We start from the raw sequence: 20,177 nt of genomic DNA on the forward strand, positions 1-20,177 counted from the left end.
CAACACAACAGGGATTAAAACAACTTCATACAAGAAGTGTCTCACTGATACAAGAGTAGGGAAAAAGGAGACCCTATCCCGTCGCACATACTAATCAAATGCTCTTGGTTAAATAAGTTATATTTATACTGTTAAATAATTATAACAATGTGGCAGTATAGTAATTATTCAAAAATAAATCCTGAAGTTCAAAAGCACTTCCCATTCAAAAATCCAAGAGCGGATCAATTAGAAACCATTTCTGAAATTGTTAATGCAATAGATAAGGGTTTTAAATATATCATTCTTGAAGCTGGAACTGGAACAGGTAAATCAGCAATAGCTTATACATTATCATCAATGTATGATTCATCATACATACTGACTGTCACAAAACAATTGCAAGACCAATATGTGGATGATTTTAATAATTTGAAGCTTGTTAAAGGAAGATCTAACTTCAGATGCCAACAGGATTCAACTTTATCTTGTGATGAAGGCAAATGTCTTCTTGAAGAATTTTCATGTGATAATACTAAATCCACTTGTGATTATCACTATCAAAAAACCGCTGCTTTAAATTCAAAAAAAGTTATTTCTAATTATTTTTACATGTTTTTAGAACTTAATTATGTTGGAGATTTCACTAAAAGGGAATTATTGATCTGTGATGAAGCACATAACTTGGAAGATACATTAATGAGTCAATTAACACTTGAATTTTCAATTGATGATTTAAAAAACTACTTAAATTTTGACATTACAGATGAACTTCTCTATCAACTTGACAATGGGGATTATGATGTGTGGATTCAGTTTATCTTGGAGATTTGTGACAATTATCAAAAAGAATATGATAAAATCAAATTTATTGATAGGCCTCACTTAATCGAGAAAAAATCATTTATCAAAAAAGAAATCAACGATTGCAGGCGTTTAGTTGAAAATATTTCTCATGATCCGTATAGTTGGATATTTGATTATAATCATGATTATAAAATAATCGAATTCAAGCCATTAAAAATTGATAATTATGCTCAAAACAATATATTAAGATTTGGTGAAGTATGTATTTTTATGAGTGCCACAATACTTGATTATAAATTCTTTTCAAAGTGTCTTGGAATTCAAGAAAGCAAAATATATCCAATAAGACGTAAAAGTCCTTTTGATATGAAAAAAAATCCAATAAAAACATTTGAAGGCATTAATTTATCTCACAAATCCATTGGGAAAAACGCCCCAAAAACAATCGGCATTATTAAATCTATTTTAGATATGCACAAAAATGAAAAAGGAATAATACACACAGTAAGCAATACCTGTAAAGATTATTTGATTAATAATTTGGACAATCAAAGATTGATTGACCACAACACTCAAAATAGGATAGACCAACTTAATAGATTTAAAAATAGTAATGATTCCTTAGTATTAATATCTCCTTCAATGAATGAGGGAGTGGATTTGCCTGGTGAGTTATGTAGTTTTCAAATAATTTACAAGCTGCCTTATCCGGATTTGGCCGATAAGCAAATCCGCCTAAGAGCAAATGCTGATGGGGAGTGGTATAACTATAAGACGGCTTTAGCTTTAATTCAAACATATGGTAGAGGAATGAGATTTCACGATGATTATTGTAAGACATATTTTATAGACTCAAGGATTAAAGACTTCGTTAAAAATGATAAATTCATGCCTAAGGAATTTAAAGATTTAATTATCTAAGGATATTGTTAAATATTGTATTGTACAATATAATTTTAATGACTAATCACAAGCATTTACGAGTAGTTTTAGAAGATATCTACTTAAACAATAATGAATTAACAAATGAATTAACTTTAAGATTAATAAATGAATTTAGATATTCGAATTTATTTATCCCAGCAAAAAGAGACGATTCGAATCTGAATTTTATAATCTATGAAGATGATGACCATCGTCTTACTCCACTTTTTACAGGCTCTGATGAGTTTCATAAATTCTTTAAGGATGAAGAGGATATAGAATTATTGCAGAATTCCTTTGAATTGTATCAAAACATTTTAAAAACAAGTAACATTGAAGGATATATTTTAAATCCTGCAACTGAGAAATATGTTTTTGATAAGGAATTTGTCTTAGATATTAAGCACATTCCGAAAACTAATTTTTACAATACCAGTACTTACTCTAAAGAGGAAATTAAACAATTAAAAGATAATATTGATAATGCTGGCTTAGAGGAGTTTATCTCAAATCCAAATAATATAGGGAACTATGAAGCTTTGTTTGATAAGCTAGCTAATTCAACATTATTAACATTAATGGTAAGTGATGTTGATTTAAGTTCAAAAGCTAAAATTGGCATTGTTTCTATGATGGATTCAGGTCCACTTGCACAGATGTACTGCGACAATGTTGGTGGAGTTTATGCTACTATATTTTCAAGTGAAGATAAATTAAAACTTGTTAAAACTAATCAATTTAAGTATTCCCAAGTAATTAATCTAGCCATGTTGGTTAATTTTGTTTTATGTGAAGATATGGATGGGATTGTTTTAAATCCGGATAGTGATAGTGTTTTAATTACAAGATCAACACTTCTTAAATACTCCCTTGGATTTGAAAAATTTGCTAATGATGAAAGATTGGCGGATTCAATTTATTACATGTTTTTATTATGATAATGCAATATTGTATTGGATGCATATCAAAAAATATTTATCCTACTCTCTTTAAATTATAATATGGGATTGTTAACACATACAGTCCATGTAACTTGTGATGGTCAAAAGGAATCTCTGATGTTTTGCATGCTATTTTTTATGGAGGGATTCTTCCAATTAAAAAATTATAATAATCATATTATTTAAATTATTTATTATGTCCGAATTATCTGAGTTAATTAGAATTAATAAAAATATTGAAAATCAAAATAAAGAGATTATTCGCCTTTTAAAAATTATCGCCGGTCAAGCTACATATGCAGATGCCTCAGGTTATGTTTATCCTGATTTTTCAGAAGATAATGAAGAAGAGGAACCGTCTAGTGACTCATTTATTTCTCTTTTTGATGTTGTCTGTGAAATCGGTGATGTTTATTTTATTGATGGCGATGTCTACAAATATAGTGTTGTAAATAATGAAGTGAAGATTGATAATTTAATGGGTGGAGATGAAAGTTGTAATTTTAATATTGCAGAAACTGTTTCTAATGAATCCATTAAACGGAATGAAAGTTTAGATGATGCTACAGTTATACTCACAGATTCAAGTAAAGGTAATTTGCCGAAAACATTGGAATTATGTCATGAACAAGATGCTAAAAAAGTGTTTATACCATGGGATCAAATGTTGGAATTGGTGGGAGCACCAGATACCTTACAAAGACTATTAAAGCTTAATTTCTACAGAAATGAAGAAGAATTGATTAATAAATTATTTAAATAGGTGAAAAAATGTCAAAATATTGTCCTTCATGTGGAGAAGAACTTATAGATGATGCGAAATTTTGTAAAAGTTGCGGTGAAAATTTAAAAAATTCTAATACAGGACAGACAACTGAAAATGCAACTCAGCAAGTCCCACCTGTTGTTGAAAATGAGCATAAAGCAGCAATCGTTATTGGGTATATTTTCAGTATTTTAATTCCATTAATAGGTTTAATTGCTGGAATATATCTTATTACAAGAAAAGACTCTCAAAAAGCTAAGAAACATGGAAAATATGTACTAATAATCTCAGTAATCGTATGGATCTTGTCATTTATTATAATGAGGGGTTAAAAAAGAGAAATCATGATGATTTATTAAAATCATCAATTGCTGAATCTACTAATTCAAGTACGGATTCAGTTAAATCAGGATATGAATCATCGATTGGTATGGGGATATTGTCACAGTAGACTACTTCTAGCCCATGCTCTATTGCATCCTTAGTTGCAACATCTACTGCAGCAGCTTTAAGCTCAGTTAACATTACATCTGCTTCATCCATATATTTTTCCATATCCTCACGTAATAATGGTCTGTTTGATAAGTGCGCTGTTGTTCCAATAACCTTACAGTCAAAGTTGTCCTCTAGGTAAGCTACTAATTTGCCTTTAACCTCTTCAGGAGCTGTTGTTGCAAATAATACCTTTTTGCCACTAATATCATCAAGTGCCTTAGGTCTAAATACTGTTGATATTACAGTAGCATTTGGGTTAACTTCACTTACAAACTCTTCAATTTCTTTTATTTTTTCATTGCTGCACATCGGTTCTTCACACATTGTTAAAATAACTAATTCTCCAAGTGCAATTCTATATGGTCCAAAATAATTGGTTAAGTTTTTAATAGGTTGATTTGCTCCAATTAATGTAATTTGTTTATTTGTTTTAATTGGAGGTATTGCTGCTCCGCTTCCTTCAAAAATAGCGAATTTAGCATCGACTTCATTAGCTAATTTGGCTCCTTTTTTCATATTGGTTAGGAATACTTCACCAGCCATTCCTCCACCGCAACGTCTGCAACCGATGGTCAATATTCTGCTCATCAGCGCATCTTCCCAGTGATCACTAGCTGCATGAACTCCTTTTTTAGATTGTGCAAGTAAAAATTCGGCATTGATTTCTAATTCTTCACCATGTACAATTTCAGGCTCTTCAGGTCCCCCTCGACCCATTGCAATTACGCATGGTTCATAACCGTTTTTATCAATTAATCTGGATATGAATCCGGATACGGCGGTTTTGCCTATTCTTTTTCCGGTTCCAAGTATGGTAATTGATGCTTTTTTCATAACATCATATTGTGTTGGCGGTTCAAATTTAAAATCAGGTCCTTCATAACTTATTCCTTCATTTAAAACTTTACATGCAATTTTAAATCTTTTAGGATAATCGAGTATAGGTTCATCACTTAAATCAAAAACAGTTTCAATATCATATTTTCTTATCATTTCTACAATAATGTCATAGGGAATATCTTTATCTTTTGCAAATTGAACTGGAATGCCTAACTTTTCAGAGTATGATTCTTCTGAATCATCTCTTAGTTTTTCTGTTCCTCCAATAAAAACAGCACCTGCGACATCAATATGATCTAGATCATTTAATGTATCTATTGCTTCTTGTGTGACTGGAAGATAATGTTCGCCGTCAACTAAACATAGCATTTTAGTTAGAGATTTCATAATTATACTATAATTATTAATAAATAAAAGTTTAATTATTATTATGAATATTGACATTGGCGAAACTCATATCAGGTTGACAAGTGATTTGGCAAATCACAACCTGAAACATTATATTTATTCTCTCCGTGCTGATTTAAAGGTATATATTAATCACAATCCTGATTTTTTATATACATTAGAGCCAATCAAATTAAAAAACAATAATTTGCCATTAATTATTAAAAAAATGTATGAATCATCTAACTTGGCGGATGTCGGTCCTATGGCATGTGTTGCAGGTACAATATCTGAACTGTCACTTAATTATTTAATGGAAAGAAAATCAAAATTCTCTATTGTAGAAAACGGTGGGGATATTGCACTTATAAACAATAAAAAAGTATTGTGCGGCATTTATTCTGGAAATAAGATTTTAGGCAATGATATTGCTTTTGAGATTAAAAGAAGAAAATATCCCTTGGGAATATGTACTTCTTCAGGTAAAATCGGCCATTCAATTAGTTTTGGCTCTTCAGATAGTGTTACGGTTTTATCGAATTCCCCATCACTTTCAGATGCTCTTGCAACTAGAATTGCCAATGATGTTTGTGGTGGGAGTAGTGAGGATAAATTGACAAATGCTTTAGAAACTACCGATTTATATAAAGAATTTTTTGATGGAGTTTTAATCATATCTGATGATAAAGTGGCAACTGTAGGTAGGTTGCCTAATATGGTAGAGACTAAAAATTTTGACACCTGTTAAAAATAGATTGATAACACAATGCAATATTTAAATATGATTAAATCTTAATATTAATTTATATTATTAATGGAGTTAATTTTTTAACTAATTGAAATTAGTTAAATAAGGGTTAGATATCTATGTATAAAGACGAAATGATACAAATGCACCAATTCTTGGTATATGTTTTAAAATATTTAGCGGAAGATGACCAAATAAAAAATGACTGTAGCGAATACATTTCCCTAAAAATAAGCCCACATCATATTCACAAAACTAAAGCGGAACATAAATATGCTATTTTTGTTTTATGTAAGATTATTTCTGAAATAATAGCTGAAAGGGAGGATAATCCTATCCCTAATAATGTTCGCAATTCTTTAAATGATTTAGTTATTAGATCACAAAAGGAACTTAATGCACCATAACTTTTACTACCTTTGTTTTTTTTTAATTCAGCGAATCTGCTAGGATTAGTTTTAGCAGATGTTGCTGATTTCAATTCATTTATTCATCATCATGTAGTAGCAATGTCCAATTGTCATTATGGCATTAACAAAGCATAGGATTTGGAAAATTCAAATTCAATATGGACATAATATAACTGTGTTATTAAATAATGAGGATAATAGAAAATTTCATCAGGAAAAACCTTAAGTTTCTAGGAATTAGGTATATAAAAATAAATGTAATCCTCAGTTTCCAAATCATAAACATTTAAAGAATTTCTTCTGAATTTCTCAAGAAATTAATTATATTTATATGGTCTATTCCATCTCTAGAATGATTAAATTTATCCATAGTTAAAACATATTTAGGATAATTGTCTTTAACTTTCATTAATGGTTTAAATTCACGATTAAGTGTTTTCACATCATTTAAAATATAAGCAACCTGAATGTAGATTTTTTTACCATCCTTTCTGCATATGAAATCTATTTCCAAATCATTAACATATCCGATTGTAACTTTATAATCGTTTCTAATTAATTCCAGATATATTATATTTTCAATAATTCTTCCAATATTTTGCTGTTTTTCATCTAATTTGGATTTATAAAAACCTTGATCTATTAAATAGTATTTTTCTGAACCGGTGATTTCTTTTTTTCCTAATATGTCCTCACGAGATATTTTTGATAAAATATAAGCATCTTCTAAATATTTTAGATAATTATAAATTGTTGCTTTTCCTATTTCCAATTTTTCATGTTTTAAATATCTATATAATGAATTAACGGATATTAAATTACCAACATTACTAATTAAGAACTTTATAATCCTATTAAATAATCCAATATTTCTAATTTCATAGCGTTCAACGATGTCTCGTAAAACTATCGATGCATATAAATCATTCAGTATTATTTCCTTATTAGTGTTTGTTGCAATGGCTACTGGAAAACCGCCATAATTTAAATATTCATCAAAATAATTCTCAATTTCACTATTCAACTCATTATTCATCATAGGTTTTTCATTAAGCTCCTTCTTATATTCAATAAATTCATTAAATGAAAAAGGGTACATTTCAATCGAAACATATCTGCCTGTAAGATAAGTTGCAAGTTCACTGGATAATAATTTTGAATTTGATCCTGTAATATAAACTTCAACATTTGGCAATTTAAAATAGCTATTTATACTAATTTCCCATTTTGAAACATTTTGTATTTCATCAAAAAACAAATAAACTTTATTTTCCTGTTTGTTGATAAATTCTAAAACGATTTCATCTAATTGTTCTTTTGAATTGATGTGGTTATATTTTGGAAGTTCTAAATCAATTAAAAGAATATCTTCTTTATTAACTCCTTTTTTAATCAATTCGTTAATGATCAAATTTAAGAAAAAGGATTTGCCTGAACGCCTTACACCGGTTATTATTTTAATTAAATCTTTATCCATAAAGCTCTCGATTTTATCCATATACATCTTTCTTTCAACCATTTATACTCACCTATAAAATAGTTTCATATAGAAAACTTTTACTTATTAAACTATATATCTGTCTCATATAAAAAACTTTTTACTAAAAATTACTGAAATGTTCTTTATAAAAAACACTTTTAGTAAAAAGTAATAAATTGTCTTATATACAAAACAATAAAAATGTTATGAAAATCCTTAGTAAATAAAGAATTAAAAGGAATGAAACTAACGAAAATTTTATATTGTTCATAAATCATATTGCTATATGAACCTTTTATATTAAATGTATATTAGCTTCACTGAAACTTAACCGTTGATTTTATTTTTTTTAAAATAATTATAAAAAATGATTTTGATGGTATAGAGTACAATCATTCTTGTTCTCTTTTATTAGGGGTGCTGTTTGCCATTATATTAATATAATTAATGTTTTGATCAACCCAGTTAATTTAAGAAATTTATTTTTTAATTTTTAATTATATTATTTTATTTTCTTATTTTTTCTTATTGAAATCTTTTATTTGATATTATATTATGTTATATGGTTTATTTTTTATTTTATTACTTGTTTTAGGGGGTTTTTTGATTTTTCATTGATTTTTCATTTTTGATTATTTTTTTTGTTCTAAATTCATTTAATTTACTTGTAATTAGACATAATTATTTTAATAGTTTTTAAATTAGTTTAAATTATTTTATATCTAATTTCAAGTATTGTCAACAGTTAATATTAAATATTGGTAAATTATATTTTTATATAATAGTTATTTAGAATTTCATGATTGGATTTTTTTTGATTTAGGAGTTGTTTTTGATGATAAATTTCATGGAATATTGTAATGAAACTTGGGCAAACTTAGATAAATATGAAAATCGAAAATTATATAATATGATGATGGAAAAGTGCATTTTGTTCGAAATCGAAAAACTACTTTAGAAAGTATAATCAAATATCTTTTCTATGATTGTGGTCGAACAACTGCTGTAGAAGCTATAAAATTTTATTAGAAGTGATAAGAAGGATAAAAATATGACTTTAACTAAATCCGATATTTCTCAAAGAAGAAAATTGCTTAATCATATTTGCTATGTAGACATGAATGAAGACTTTATCGACGGAATTTACAATGACCCGGATAGACCTGGTCTTTATAAAGGATATTCAATACTGGCAGGTGATACCAGCATCTGCGATGCACCAAATATTGGATACACAGAAAAACAACTAAAAGAATTAAATAATCCTCACCTCAATAGATTAAAAAAGGAATTAATCAGATTTTAGAGTCCTCATGCATAAGCAGATACACAAACAGATTTCATATTAACTTCTACAATAACCAATAGTAAAAAAAAATAAACGAAGTAGAACTAGCATTAAAACATTTAGACAATTTAAATCAAAGAATAAATATGACCAACACCATCCACAACCTACGACAGAGGATATGCCTCTCTTGAACTAATGCTAAAACACATGAGTATAAATTCCCATTTCATAATACGCTTAAGAGTAGATGACTTTCAACATGAACGAAAGAACATGAAAACCAACGATGAAACCATAGACATCACAATAAACTCAATACGCACAAAAAACTTCCATGATGAAGAAACCAAGAAAAAAGCATTAGAATCACGAAGTGCTGAGATACGAATAACAGAAATAGAACTCGAAACCAAAAAAGGAAAAAAAATACACAGAAATACTTGCAAGCAATTTACCATTCGAAAAATTCACCACACAAGATTTAAAAGAATTATACAACAAAAGATGGAAAATAGAAACCAATTTTGACAGATTAAAAAACATAATCCACATAGAAAACTTCAGCAGACCCTCAGAAGAAATAATACAACAAGGACTTCTACGCCAACATATTCATGTTTAATTACTTAATGGCAATGAAACTCGACGCAGACCAAAAAATACAAGAAAAACACAAAGATAAAAACTTAAAACACAAATACAAAACCAATCTCAACATTTTATTCAAACTAATAAAACTAGACATACCTGACCTCTTATCAAACGACCCCAAAAGAAAGAAAAGACGCCGTTAAAAGAATACTAAACACAGCACAATCAAATTTAGTAGAAAAAAATAGAAAAAATGACCGAAACCCTGATAGACAGGTCAAAGATCCAACTAACAAATTCCCCCCAACCCAACGCAGAGGTGAATAAAAAAAAATATTTTTCAAATTATCTCTTAAATTAACTGGGTTGTGTTTTGATAGTCAGTATTAAAGAATGAAATTGATGAATTTCGAAATAAAAAAAACAGGATGGGGTATTATTAAATTTAAAATACAAGAAATAATATTTATAAGTCTTATTTTGTTAATAACACTATCATGTTTGTTTGCTGTTAGTGCTAAAGATATATATGTAGCATCTGATGGGCAGATGATTTGAACGGTACGGATTTGGATAATCCTTGTAGTTTTAATAAAGCCATTAGTATTTCTGAAGATGGTGACAATATTAAAATGAAAGCTGGCGACTATTCAATTTCTGAGAAAATTGATAAATCTTTAAGTATTTCTGCCTATAATGATGATGTTGTTAATATAAAGAATAAATATTCATCTGTATTCAATGTTGTAAATAATAAAAGTTTAGTATTAAATTCTTTAAATTTTAAGGATTTTGGAACTGCTGTAGAATCATATTCATATCCAAATATAACAATTAAAAATTGTTTGTTTGAAAATAGCAGTTACATGTGTCTTAATTTAGTGGGGGGTACTACAATTATAAAGGATTCTGTATTTAGAAACAATACTGGTGCTCAAGGTAGTGCAATCAACTTTCATAACAATGACTATAAAAAAAGATCTTATCTGCATATAAATAACACAATTTTTGATTCAAATAGTGGTCAAAACTTAGGTGGTGTTATTTTCATTTCTGTTTCAGATATGTATCTTTATAATAATACTTTTATTAACAACAAAGCTGCCTATACTGGTGGTGTAGTCCACAACATTGCATCTAGAATTTTTGATAAACGTTCTAAATATATTAATAATGGTGCACGTTATTCTGGCGGTGCTATTTATATTAGAGGAGATAGAGATTTAGGTTCTTATTATGGGGATCATGTAGAATTTATAAATAATTCTGCTCTATATAAGAAGGGGGATTCTGAAGATTATGAAACTTCTGGAGGAGCTTTCACTGCATTACATGGTGGAGAAATAGTTTTAAATAATTCCGTTCTTAAAGGAAATCGGGCAATGCTAAGAGGAGGAGCAATTTGGTCAGAACAAAGAGTTACTATTATAAATACTATTATAACAAATAACTCTACTTATAATGAAACCGGTTTAACAATGGGTGGAGGTTTATATTGTCCTCTTTTAGAAGTAAAAATAATAAATTCCACAATTTCAAATAATCATGCAAAAAAATATCCGGATATTTTTTAATGAAATAACTTTTCCTTCAGTAAATATTGTAGAAAGTATTAATAATACTGATGGTAAGAAGATTAGTATAAAAAATTTAACTAATTCAGTAAGTTATTGTTTACAACCAAGAATTCTAAATATTGCTTCAAATCCTATAGTTGAGACTGGCACAAATAAATTAATTGGTTCTGGAGGTTATTTCCTTGGCAAACCTATTGGAGAATTATTGAAAATCTTTATAGTTCAAAATTATCAGAGAGTTCTTGATGGGAAAATTAGTAAAGATTTATTCAAAGGGGTATTGCAGTATATAACAAGTGGATGTGCATTAGTACCTTCTCCATTTAATGAATCTTATTCATCTCATAAGTTGATTAAACAAACTTTAGATGAATATGAAAGAGGAGTTAGATATCCTGATGCAAATGCAACAGGTCCGGTTAATTTGTTAACAAAAAAACATTTAACATTTAACTTTTATCAGTTTGCAAATGATGTCCATCAGGATTTGATAGTGTTTACATATAATGAGTCAAATATAACTGATGAACCGCCGATTAATGTAACTAAAAAAGCAAATACTACTGCTCCTAAACTTAATACAACAGTATCTTATACTATAACAGTAAAAAACAACAACAAAACATCAATGGTTGTTGATGTATTAGTTGTTGATACTTTAGGTGAAGGATTAGTTTTTAAAGGTGCTTCTCATAATGGATTATATAACAATACAACAAACACAATAACTTGGAATATTAATATTCCTGCAGATGGTGAATTTAAACTTTTTGTTAATGCAACAGTAGAAAAATTAGGCATAATTAATAATACTGTTAGAGTTTTTAATAAAACTGCTAATGTTACTGTTAATGTTACCGTTCCAGAGGAACCTCCGGTTAAACCCCCAGTAAAACCTCCAGTTAAACCTCCAGAGAAACCTAATGTTGAAAACAATAAGACTATTAAAAAAGAGTTTTCAAGGAATCTAAAAAAGACAGGTAATCCAATATTCTTATTTGTATTATCAGTCCTTATTTCAATTCCTTTAATAAGAAGAAAAAAATAACCTAGTTTTTATTTTTGTGTAAAATACATTACACAAAAATCTTTTTTTTTAAGGAAAACGGACTGTCAAAGTTAGTTGATAGAATCTTTTCTTTGATTTTTTCATTTATTTTAAATCCTTTTATTCAATGTTTTTCAATAACATTCGGATATCTTATGAAACTATTCGTAAATCATTAATATTGTTTTAATTCAAATTTAATCTGTCTGTCCGTCTTGTTATGATTTTCAATAGTGTTCGTATGGATCATGTATGATTTTATAGCTATGTTCTATTTGATTTAGTCAACATATGCCTATCGCAGAATTAATTGAGTATTATAAACTATTTTTCAAAATATTTTATTAACAAAGTCATGAAAAAGCATTAAACTACATAAATTTATTAAAACAAGAAAAAGCTTTAAAAAATCACATTAATAAAAATTTTTCCCAAACCACAGAAAATTCTTACATTCCCAAAAAAGAACATTACCAAAAACTAGAACGAACAAACAACCAACTAGAAAATTACATGAAAATACATTACTAAAATCCTATAAAAGAAAATTTAGAATATTAACAGGAGCATTTAATCAAGTACCTCACAGGATAAAAAATTGGATAAAAAATCAACTAACTACTTGACAGTCCTATATATAAAATGTCAAAAATATATAAATACTATTAATTATAATTTATATTTGATGATTGAATAAGGTAAATGTGATATCGTGAAATCTTTTGAATTTTTATCTATTAAAAGAGAAGAGAAACCAAGAAATTGTGGTTTAACCATGGTTTTAGACAAAGGATTAGGCTTAGAAACTGCAAGAAGCCTTATGGAAATATCTGGAGAATATGTTGACTATTTAAAATTTGGATGGGGCACATCTATTGTACATGAACAAGATATTATCAAAGCAAAAGTTGAAATGTACAAATCATTTGATATTGCTCCTTATACTGGAGGAACATTATTTGAACTAGCTTACTTAAAGGATAAACTAGAAGAGTTTTTTGCAGAAGCCCATAATTTAGGTTTTCCAGCAATTGAAATTTCAGACGGTTCAATGTCTATTGATTTAGAAAGTAAATTGGATTGTATTAAAATGGCAAAAAAAGAGGGGTTTGAAGTTTTATCTGAAGTAGGTAAAAAAGACCCTATTTTAGATAATGAATTGTCTATGGAAGACCGAGTTACTTGTATGCAAAAGGAATTGGATGCAGGTTCATCACTTATCATTGTAGAAGCAAGAGAAGGCGGGAAAAATATTGGAATATTTGATAAGACAGGCAATCCAAAAGAAGATGAGATAGATTATATCGTTGATAATGTTGAGTCTAATAAAATCCTTTGGGAAGCACCAAATAAAGACCAGCAAGTATTTTTCATTAAAAAACTAGGAAATATCGTTAATTTAGGTAATGTTTCCACTAATGACATTACATCTCTTGAAACCTTGAGGAGAGGTTTAAGAGGAGATACATTTGGTGAAATTTAATATTATTTTTTTTACTTAAAATTAAGTATGGATTGAAACAATAAAATGTGGAAATTATAGTTTCATTCAAAAAACCTAAAAGAAGGCAGTATAATTGGAAATTAAAACTATTAGCCAAATCAATGAAAAAATTGATAAGGGCGAAGCTAATATATATACGGCAGAAGAATTTAAAAAACTTATAAAAAAAGGAGATGTTCCCTGTTTTGAGGAAGTGGATGTTGTAACTTGTGGAACTTGTGGTGTAATGAGTGGTACTGCAGCCATTCTTAATTTTATAGTGTCCGAACCAGGCAAATTCATAAGAGCGCGTGAAGTTTATTTAAATGGCGTACCTGCATATGCAGGGCCATGTCCAAATGAATGGCTAGGTTCAATTGATGCAATTCTGCATGGAACTACACATTCAATTGACGATAAGAATTATGGGGGAGGATTCCTTTTAAAAGAGTTATTGGAAGGTAAATCGGTAGATGCAAGAGTCGAAAGTGTAGATAATGTAAGTGTTGAAAACACAATCACTATTGATGATATTGTAAGGGGTCAACTTATTGGAACTCGTATGGCATTTAAAAACTACACTGCATTTACAAATCCAAGTAATGAAGCGGTATCTTCCATATTTGCTGCAACACCTCTTGAAGGTAACTTATCAGGCTTAACATTTTCAGGTTGCGGTGATTTGAACCCTCTTCAAAATGATATTCCTCATAATGTTATAAAAGAAGGTGCAAAAGTATTGTTAAATGGAAGTGAAGGTTATATTTTAGGTGACGGTACACGTTCTAGTCCTGAAAAACCAAACTTAATGTTAACTGCTAATTATAAAGAAATGGATCCTTATTATATTGGAGGATTTAAAACAGGTGAAGGTGGAGAAATATACAATACTGTAGCTATACCTATTCCTGTATTGACAGAGAAAATTTATAATAATCTATTGATCACTGATGAAGAGGTTAGCTTACCTGTGGTCGACATTAAAGGACGTCACTTTCCACTATCTGAAACCAATTATCATGAAATGTGGGGAGGGTATGATTTAAGACCAAGATTCAATGATTCTGACTGCAACAAATGTCAGACTTGTCTTGTTGAAGATGTATGTCCAACTAATGCATTTAAAAATCGCAAATTCAATATTGCCCAATGCTTTGGTTGTGGAATGTGCACAAACTTCTGTCGCCACAATGCATTTAATATGAATACTGGGGATGTTGATCTGGAAATAGATGATATTAGTGTCAATATTCCAATTATTTGTAGGCAATCTGACAGATTAAGGGCAAATAAACTATCCTTAAAACTGAAACAATTAATTGAGAAAAAAGAGTTTAGTTTGTAGGTGGTTATTCATGTCAACACAAAAAATAACTGACTCCCCAATCGATTTTGCTGAAAAAATCATTGAAGATGTTAAAAACTCAAAAGAGGAGGGTGTTCTTAAATGTGTTCAATGTGGAATGTGCACATCAACTTGTCCTGCTGCAAGACACTCTGATTATAACCCGAGAGACATTATAGAAAGAGTTCTTGAGGGTGATGAAACAATCATAAGTGACGATAATATATGGAATTGCTTTTACTGTTATACATGCCACAGCGTATGTCCTGTTGGAAACAGTGTATGTGAAGTAAATCAAATTTTAAAACAAATAGCTGTTGAAAATGAAGTTGGATATGATAAATTATATGAATATATGGGATTTGCAGATTCATATTTCACAGCAGCAATAGGAGCGATTCCTGAAAGGTTTTTCCCAGACATTGACCGTGATGTTCCGGGATGGTGGGATTTCAGACAACATTTAAATGAAATCAGAGATGAATTGAACTTAGACCCACCTTTAATGCCGCCTAAAGAAGTAATTGATGAAGTAAGTACAATTTTAACAATAACCGGTTTTAAGAAAAAAATTGAAAAGATAAGAGCAACAGAGGAGGAAGATAAATGAAAGACGTTCCGGTTAACAATATTCTTCTTTTTAGAAGTTGTCTTGTAAGCGTAGAATATCCCGGTATTGAAGCATCAACTAAATTCGTATTTGATAAACTTGGCATTGACTATGCAATTTCAGAAAAACAAACTTGCTGCACAGGTCTTGGTCATTATTCAGATGTATTTAATCAAATTGACACATCAGCTATCGGAGCTCGGAATTTTAAAATAGCCTGTGAACTTGGAAGGCCAAATCTTGTTATGATGTGTGCAACATGCTATGCTATAAATAAAAAATCGGTTAAATTATTAAATAAGAAAGAGGATTTAAGAAATCACATTAATCAATTATTTGATGATAATGGTCTTTTTCATCTTAAATATGAAAAAGATGACTTAAAACCAACAGAGAACATATTTCATGTAGTGGATGTCTTATATGCTAATAAAAATGAAATAAAAAATCATATAAAATATGATTTAAGCGATTATAAAATAGCAACTCACCATGGTTGTCATTACTGTAAGGTACATTATGAGGATACAATTGGTGGAGTTAGGGATCCAAATATCATGGATGAATTGGTTGAGTGTTGTGGATGTAAAACCATTGGATGGTATGACCACAAACGTGCAACATGTGGAACAGGTTTCAGGCAAAGGTATTCAAACCCAGATTTATCTTTTACAGCTACTGCAGATAAGATGAATGCAATAGATGATGAGGATGTTGATATATTAGTTCATTTATGTCCAAATTGCCATATACAATTTGACAGATATCAACATTTAATATCTAAAATGGAGGGAAAAAACTTCAAAGCAATTCATTTAAATATTGCTCAGTTTATTGCATTGGCTATGGGTGGAGACTTTGATAAAGTTATAGGTGTTAAGGCACACACAGTACCTATAGACTCGATTATTGAAGAGTTAAAGGAGGTTAGTAAATGAGGGATGATTTAAAAATTGGCGTGTTTTTATGTGAGTGTGGAGGAAATATTTCAGATATCGTAGATTTGGATAAAGTTAGAGAGGCACTTGATGTTAGTTTTATTGGACAATTTGAAAATTTATGTTCTCTAAATGGTCGTAAAATCATAAGGGATGCAATATTTGACCATAATCTTGACCGTGTTGTAGTTGCAGCATGCTCACCGATAAGTCATGAAAAAACATTCCAGGATTATGTAAAACCTTTAAATCCGTATTTTATGGATATGGCTAATATTCGTGAGCAATGCTCATGGGTACATGAGGATAATGAAAAAGCAACAGATAAAGCAATTAGTTTAATCAATGCTTCTATCGAAAAAGTAAAACAGTCCGATGCTGTAGATCCGATTTATTGCCAAACTCCAAAGGAAGTAGCAGTAATTGGCGGCGGAATAGCTGGAATGAATGCGGCACTATCTATTGCAAAACAGGGAACAAAAGTTACATTAATTGAACAATCTCCTTCAATTGGTGGACATATGGCTAAAATAGGTAAAGTATTCTCTCCAGTTAAAATTGCGGAAGAATGTGGAATGTGTCTTTTAAATCCAATATTGAATGAACTTGTCTGGAATGAAAATATTGAAGTACTGACCAATACGAAGGTTATTGAAGCGGATAGGCGTGCAGGTACTTATAATTTGATATTGGAAAAATCTCCGAGATATGTTGATACAGAAAAATGTATTTCATGCGGTAAATGTGCAGAAGTATGTGAAGTTGAAGTTCCAAATGACTGGAATGATAATTTATCTATGAGAAAGGCAATATACCGGCCATTTGGACAGTCTTATCCAGAAGCATATGTAATAGATATGGATAACTGCACAAAATGCAGTAATTGTGTTAAAGTATGTAATATGAAAGCTATTAAGCTTAGAGGAAAATCAGAAAGAATACCTCTTCAAGTTGGTTCAATAATAGTTTCAACAGGTCATAAATTATTTGATATGGATAAAAGGCCGGAATATGGATATGGTAGATATGATGATGTTATAACGCAATCTGAATTAGGCCGTATTACTGGTGTAAATGGCCCAACAAAAGGTAAACTCTTAAAAGCCAATGATGAAGTCCCAAAACGTGTTGTCATGATACAATGTGTAGGGTCTCGTGATGAAAAACCGGATGGGCATAGGTATTGTTCTAAAATATGCTGTACAGTTGCCTTAAAAAATGCAAATATTATTAAACATAAATATCCAGATACTGATGTTTTAATTTGCTATACTGATGTTAGAACTCCTGGAATGTTTGAAAAATACTATAAGCACACTCAGGAAAATGAAGTAAGGTTCTTACGCGGACGTCCGGGCGAGGTTGTTAAGAAAGGAGACAACTATATTGTAAGAACTGAAGATACTTTAAAAGGCGAATTTATAGAAATTGAAGCAGATATGGTAGTATTATCTACTGCTATGGAACCTTCAGAGGGGACTGAAGAGATTGCTGAAATTTTAAATATTGGAACAACAGAAGATGGTTTCATTAAAGAATCACATCCAAAAATAAAACCGGTAGCTACTGATGTTCAAGGAGTATTTGTCTGTGGAACCGCTCATGAGCCAAAAGACATTACAGATTCGATTATGCAAGCAACAGCCGCAGCATCAAAAGTTGGGGAATACAACTATGGCGGTGTTGAAATTGAACCGTTTATTGCAGAAATTGATATGGAACGCTGCATTGTTTGTGGGGAATGTATCCAACGTTGCAAGTATAAATCAATGAGCATTCAAAATGATGAGATTTATATTGATCCAATGAGTTGTACAGGTTGCGGAAAATGCCTTGTTGGATGCGCTCAAAGAGCTATTACAGTAAATGGTAATATTGATGAGAAGATCATGGCAACAATTAAAGGCATACTTGCAAATAAGAAAGCGGGTCAACGTATGATACTTGTTTTCTTAGATAACATTGGTTACACTGCTGCTGATAATATTGGGGTTAATAGGTTATCGTATCCGGAGTCTATTCATATTATTAAAGTCATCTCTGTAAATCGTGTAAGGCCAAAGCATATACATTATGCACTTGACAATGGTGCTGATGGAGTGTTTATTGGTGAGTTTCCAGGAGATTTAATGTATGATGAAGTTGAACGCAAGATTCAAGGGGTTAAAGATAGAATCGAAGAGTTGGGTGAGGATTCTGAAAGATTAACATTTTCAAAGGTATATATACCATACTTCTCAGGTCTTGCTCGCAAATTCAATGAGTTTGATGCAAAGATTGCTGAATTAGATGCATCTAAATAGGTGTAAATGTTTTAAATGGGTTTTGGATTATGGTTTACTTTTTGGTTTTTCAAATGTTTTTCAAACCTTGTAGAAACCCTCTTCTAAAAAATTTGTATGGTTCTGTAAATGTTATGTAATACATCTTTGAGTTTTGTTTCTTTATTCTGTAGTCTTGTATTTCTACTAAAATTAACGCCATTAAATCCTTCTTTTTATTACGGAAATCACGCTTTCAACATTCATTCTTCGTGCATAGACATCATGCCAGAAGGATTGTAGTGCTATTTAATCTGTAATGTCCTGTTGTCGCACCTTTTTTTTAATGGTATTTGGTCGAATGCTCCTACTTCTTCATTTTATGCATTTTTCTTATTTCTTCGGAAATCATATGGCTTTGTCTGCTAGTATGTAATAGGGGTTTGTATGGTATTAATTGCCTAATTGAAGGTAATACGAATTGTGTATCATGTTTTGGACTTTTATTTGCTGCGTAATTTTAGGATCATTCGTGTGTCAACATTTGATTGCAATATTGGTTTTTAATGTAAGCATTTTCTGCATTTTCCCCTTATTTTTGCGTAATAATTGTTAGCATAGTCGCTTGTGTGTTCCTGTTCCATCCAATGGCAACTAATTTTACATTCTGATGGATGCATAAAAATTAATTAAGTCATTTAAATCTTTTAATTATGGTGTCTGACATTCTTTTACAAAGAATTTTTTTGAATAGTTGTGAAGTGTGGTAGCTTATTAAGACCTAGGAATTTTCTTATTTTGTCCATGAGTTCCAAACATTCAATTATTTCGCGATAGGTTGTCTTTAAATATAGGTTTTCATTGCTAAAATAGTGAATAATTGTGGGCTGATTGTACATAATAGATTGCCTGTAATCACAGGAATACTTTGGAAAAAATCCATTTGGAATAGTTATAGGTTAATTCAACAAAATTTTAACAACATATTTTTTCATGTTTAGCAATGGAAAAAATAGTTTTTTTCTTCTTGAGTTTCATTTGTTAATTTTAAGTCCAAAATCCGAAAGGTTTAACTGTCTTGAATTCAAATAATAATATGGAAATATTTTATTTTTGTCTTCATATTAATATATATTCTCCATTTTACTATATATAGTTATTTATCGCATAATTTGGATAATAGTAAGTTATATTTCAAGTGTAAAAAAAATTAAAGCAATTAAATCGCTTAAAATTAAAATCTAAGCATTTTTGGA

17 protein-coding genes are annotated in these 20,177 nt (G+C 29.8%); 15 read left to right on the forward strand and 2 right to left on the reverse strand.

The window, feature by feature from the left end; all coding sequences use genetic code 11:
- The first annotated feature begins 147 nt into the window (after window positions 1–147).
- The 4 genes from Q9969_RS10475 to Q9969_RS10490 all read left to right on the forward strand — a co-directional run bounded on the left by Q9969_RS10475 (window position 148) and on the right by Q9969_RS10490 (window position 3,749).
- On the forward strand, window positions 148–1,707 hold the full coding sequence (locus tag Q9969_RS10475) for an ATP-dependent DNA helicase (protein ID WP_305557565.1): 1,560 nt from the start codon (window positions 148–150) through the stop codon (window positions 1,705–1,707).
- Between the two features lie 38 nt (window positions 1,708–1,745).
- Window positions 1,746–2,648: an SseB family protein gene (locus tag Q9969_RS10480; RefSeq protein ID WP_305557567.1), complete on the forward strand. Its 903-nt coding sequence runs from the start codon at window positions 1,746–1,748 to the stop codon at window positions 2,646–2,648.
- Between the two features lie 199 nt (window positions 2,649–2,847).
- Window positions 2,848–3,414, forward strand: coding sequence for a hypothetical protein (locus Q9969_RS10485; RefSeq protein WP_305557570.1), 567 nt, complete (start codon window positions 2,848–2,850; stop codon window positions 3,412–3,414).
- Between the two features lie 8 nt (window positions 3,415–3,422).
- Window positions 3,423–3,749 carry a zinc-ribbon domain-containing protein gene (locus Q9969_RS10490; RefSeq protein ID WP_305512774.1) on the forward strand — a complete coding sequence of 109 codons (327 nt, stop codon included), beginning with the start codon at window positions 3,423–3,425 and terminating at the stop codon, window positions 3,747–3,749.
- 10 nt (window positions 3,750–3,759) lie between these two features.
- On the opposite strand, the gene Q9969_RS10495 is transcribed toward Q9969_RS10490, so the two are convergent.
- Window positions 3,760–5,139, reverse strand: a complete 1,380-nt coding sequence (locus Q9969_RS10495) for a 2,3-diphosphoglycerate synthetase (RefSeq protein WP_305557572.1) — start codon at window positions 5,137–5,139, stop codon at window positions 3,760–3,762.
- Window positions 5,140–5,173: 34 nt separating this feature from the next.
- Between Q9969_RS10495 and Q9969_RS10500 the strand changes: the two genes are divergently transcribed.
- Together Q9969_RS10500 and Q9969_RS10505 are read left to right on the forward strand one after the other, a co-directional pair.
- Complete coding sequence (locus Q9969_RS10500) at window positions 5,174–5,887, forward strand: UPF0280 family protein (protein ID WP_305512833.1); 714 nt, start codon at window positions 5,174–5,176, stop codon at window positions 5,885–5,887.
- 119 nt (window positions 5,888–6,006) lie between these two features.
- Window positions 6,007–6,294: a UPF0058 family protein gene (locus Q9969_RS10505; protein ID WP_305512777.1), complete on the forward strand. Its 288-nt coding sequence runs from the start codon at window positions 6,007–6,009 to the stop codon at window positions 6,292–6,294.
- A gap of 289 nt (window positions 6,295–6,583) precedes the next feature.
- On the opposite strand, the gene Q9969_RS10510 is transcribed toward Q9969_RS10505, so the two are convergent.
- Complete coding sequence (locus Q9969_RS10510) at window positions 6,584–7,816, reverse strand: ATP-binding protein (RefSeq protein ID WP_305557574.1); 1,233 nt, start codon at window positions 7,814–7,816, stop codon at window positions 6,584–6,586.
- Window positions 7,817–8,828: 1,012 nt separating this feature from the next.
- On the opposite strand from Q9969_RS10510, the gene Q9969_RS10515 reads away from it, so the two are divergent.
- The 9 genes from Q9969_RS10515 (at window position 8,829) to hdrA (ending at window position 18,963) form a co-directional block, all read left to right on the forward strand.
- The gene (locus tag Q9969_RS10515) at window positions 8,829–9,083 is read left to right on the forward strand and encodes a hypothetical protein (protein WP_305557576.1); all 255 of its coding nucleotides are present in this window, start codon (window positions 8,829–8,831) and stop codon (window positions 9,081–9,083) included.
- Between the two features lie 258 nt (window positions 9,084–9,341).
- Window positions 9,342–9,596 (forward strand): hypothetical protein, encoded by a 255-nt coding sequence (locus tag Q9969_RS10520; RefSeq protein ID WP_305557578.1) that lies wholly within the window; start codon window positions 9,342–9,344, stop codon window positions 9,594–9,596.
- Window positions 9,597–10,213: 617 nt separating this feature from the next.
- Window positions 10,214–11,233 (forward strand): hypothetical protein, encoded by a 1,020-nt coding sequence (locus Q9969_RS10525; protein WP_305557580.1) that lies wholly within the window; start codon window positions 10,214–10,216, stop codon window positions 11,231–11,233.
- Window positions 11,205–12,284, forward strand: coding sequence for a hypothetical protein (locus tag Q9969_RS10530; RefSeq protein ID WP_305557582.1), 1,080 nt, complete (start codon window positions 11,205–11,207; stop codon window positions 12,282–12,284). The genes Q9969_RS10525 and Q9969_RS10530 overlap by 29 nt, the downstream gene beginning before the upstream one ends.
- A 712-nt stretch (window positions 12,285–12,996) precedes the next feature.
- Complete coding sequence (comA, locus tag Q9969_RS10535; RefSeq protein WP_305557584.1) at window positions 12,997–13,767, forward strand: phosphosulfolactate synthase; 771 nt, start codon at window positions 12,997–12,999, stop codon at window positions 13,765–13,767.
- Between the two features lie 94 nt (window positions 13,768–13,861).
- A complete protein-coding gene (locus Q9969_RS10540; RefSeq protein WP_305557586.1) occupies window positions 13,862–15,112 on the forward strand; it encodes a methanogenesis marker 16 metalloprotein in 1,251 nt (416 codons plus the stop codon).
- A gap of 10 nt (window positions 15,113–15,122) precedes the next feature.
- Window positions 15,123–15,722, forward strand: coding sequence for a ferredoxin:CoB-CoM heterodisulfide reductase subunit HdrC (gene hdrC, locus Q9969_RS10545; protein ID WP_305512787.1), 600 nt, complete (start codon window positions 15,123–15,125; stop codon window positions 15,720–15,722).
- On the forward strand, window positions 15,719–16,660 hold the full coding sequence (gene hdrB / locus Q9969_RS10550) for a ferredoxin:CoB-CoM heterodisulfide reductase subunit HdrB (protein WP_305557593.1): 942 nt from the start codon (window positions 15,719–15,721) through the stop codon (window positions 16,658–16,660). Before hdrC ends, hdrB begins: the two co-directional genes overlap by 4 nt.
- Window positions 16,657–18,963 carry a ferredoxin:CoB-CoM heterodisulfide reductase subunit HdrA gene (hdrA, locus tag Q9969_RS10555; protein ID WP_305557596.1) on the forward strand — a complete coding sequence of 769 codons (2,307 nt, stop codon included), beginning with the start codon at window positions 16,657–16,659 and terminating at the stop codon, window positions 18,961–18,963. Before hdrB ends, hdrA begins: the two co-directional genes overlap by 4 nt.
- The last annotated feature ends 1,214 nt before the right edge of the window (window positions 18,964–20,177 follow it).

Source organism: Methanobrevibacter sp. V74, from assembly GCF_963082495.1.
Taxonomy (GTDB): domain Archaea; phylum Methanobacteriota; class Methanobacteria; order Methanobacteriales; family Methanobacteriaceae; genus Methanocatella.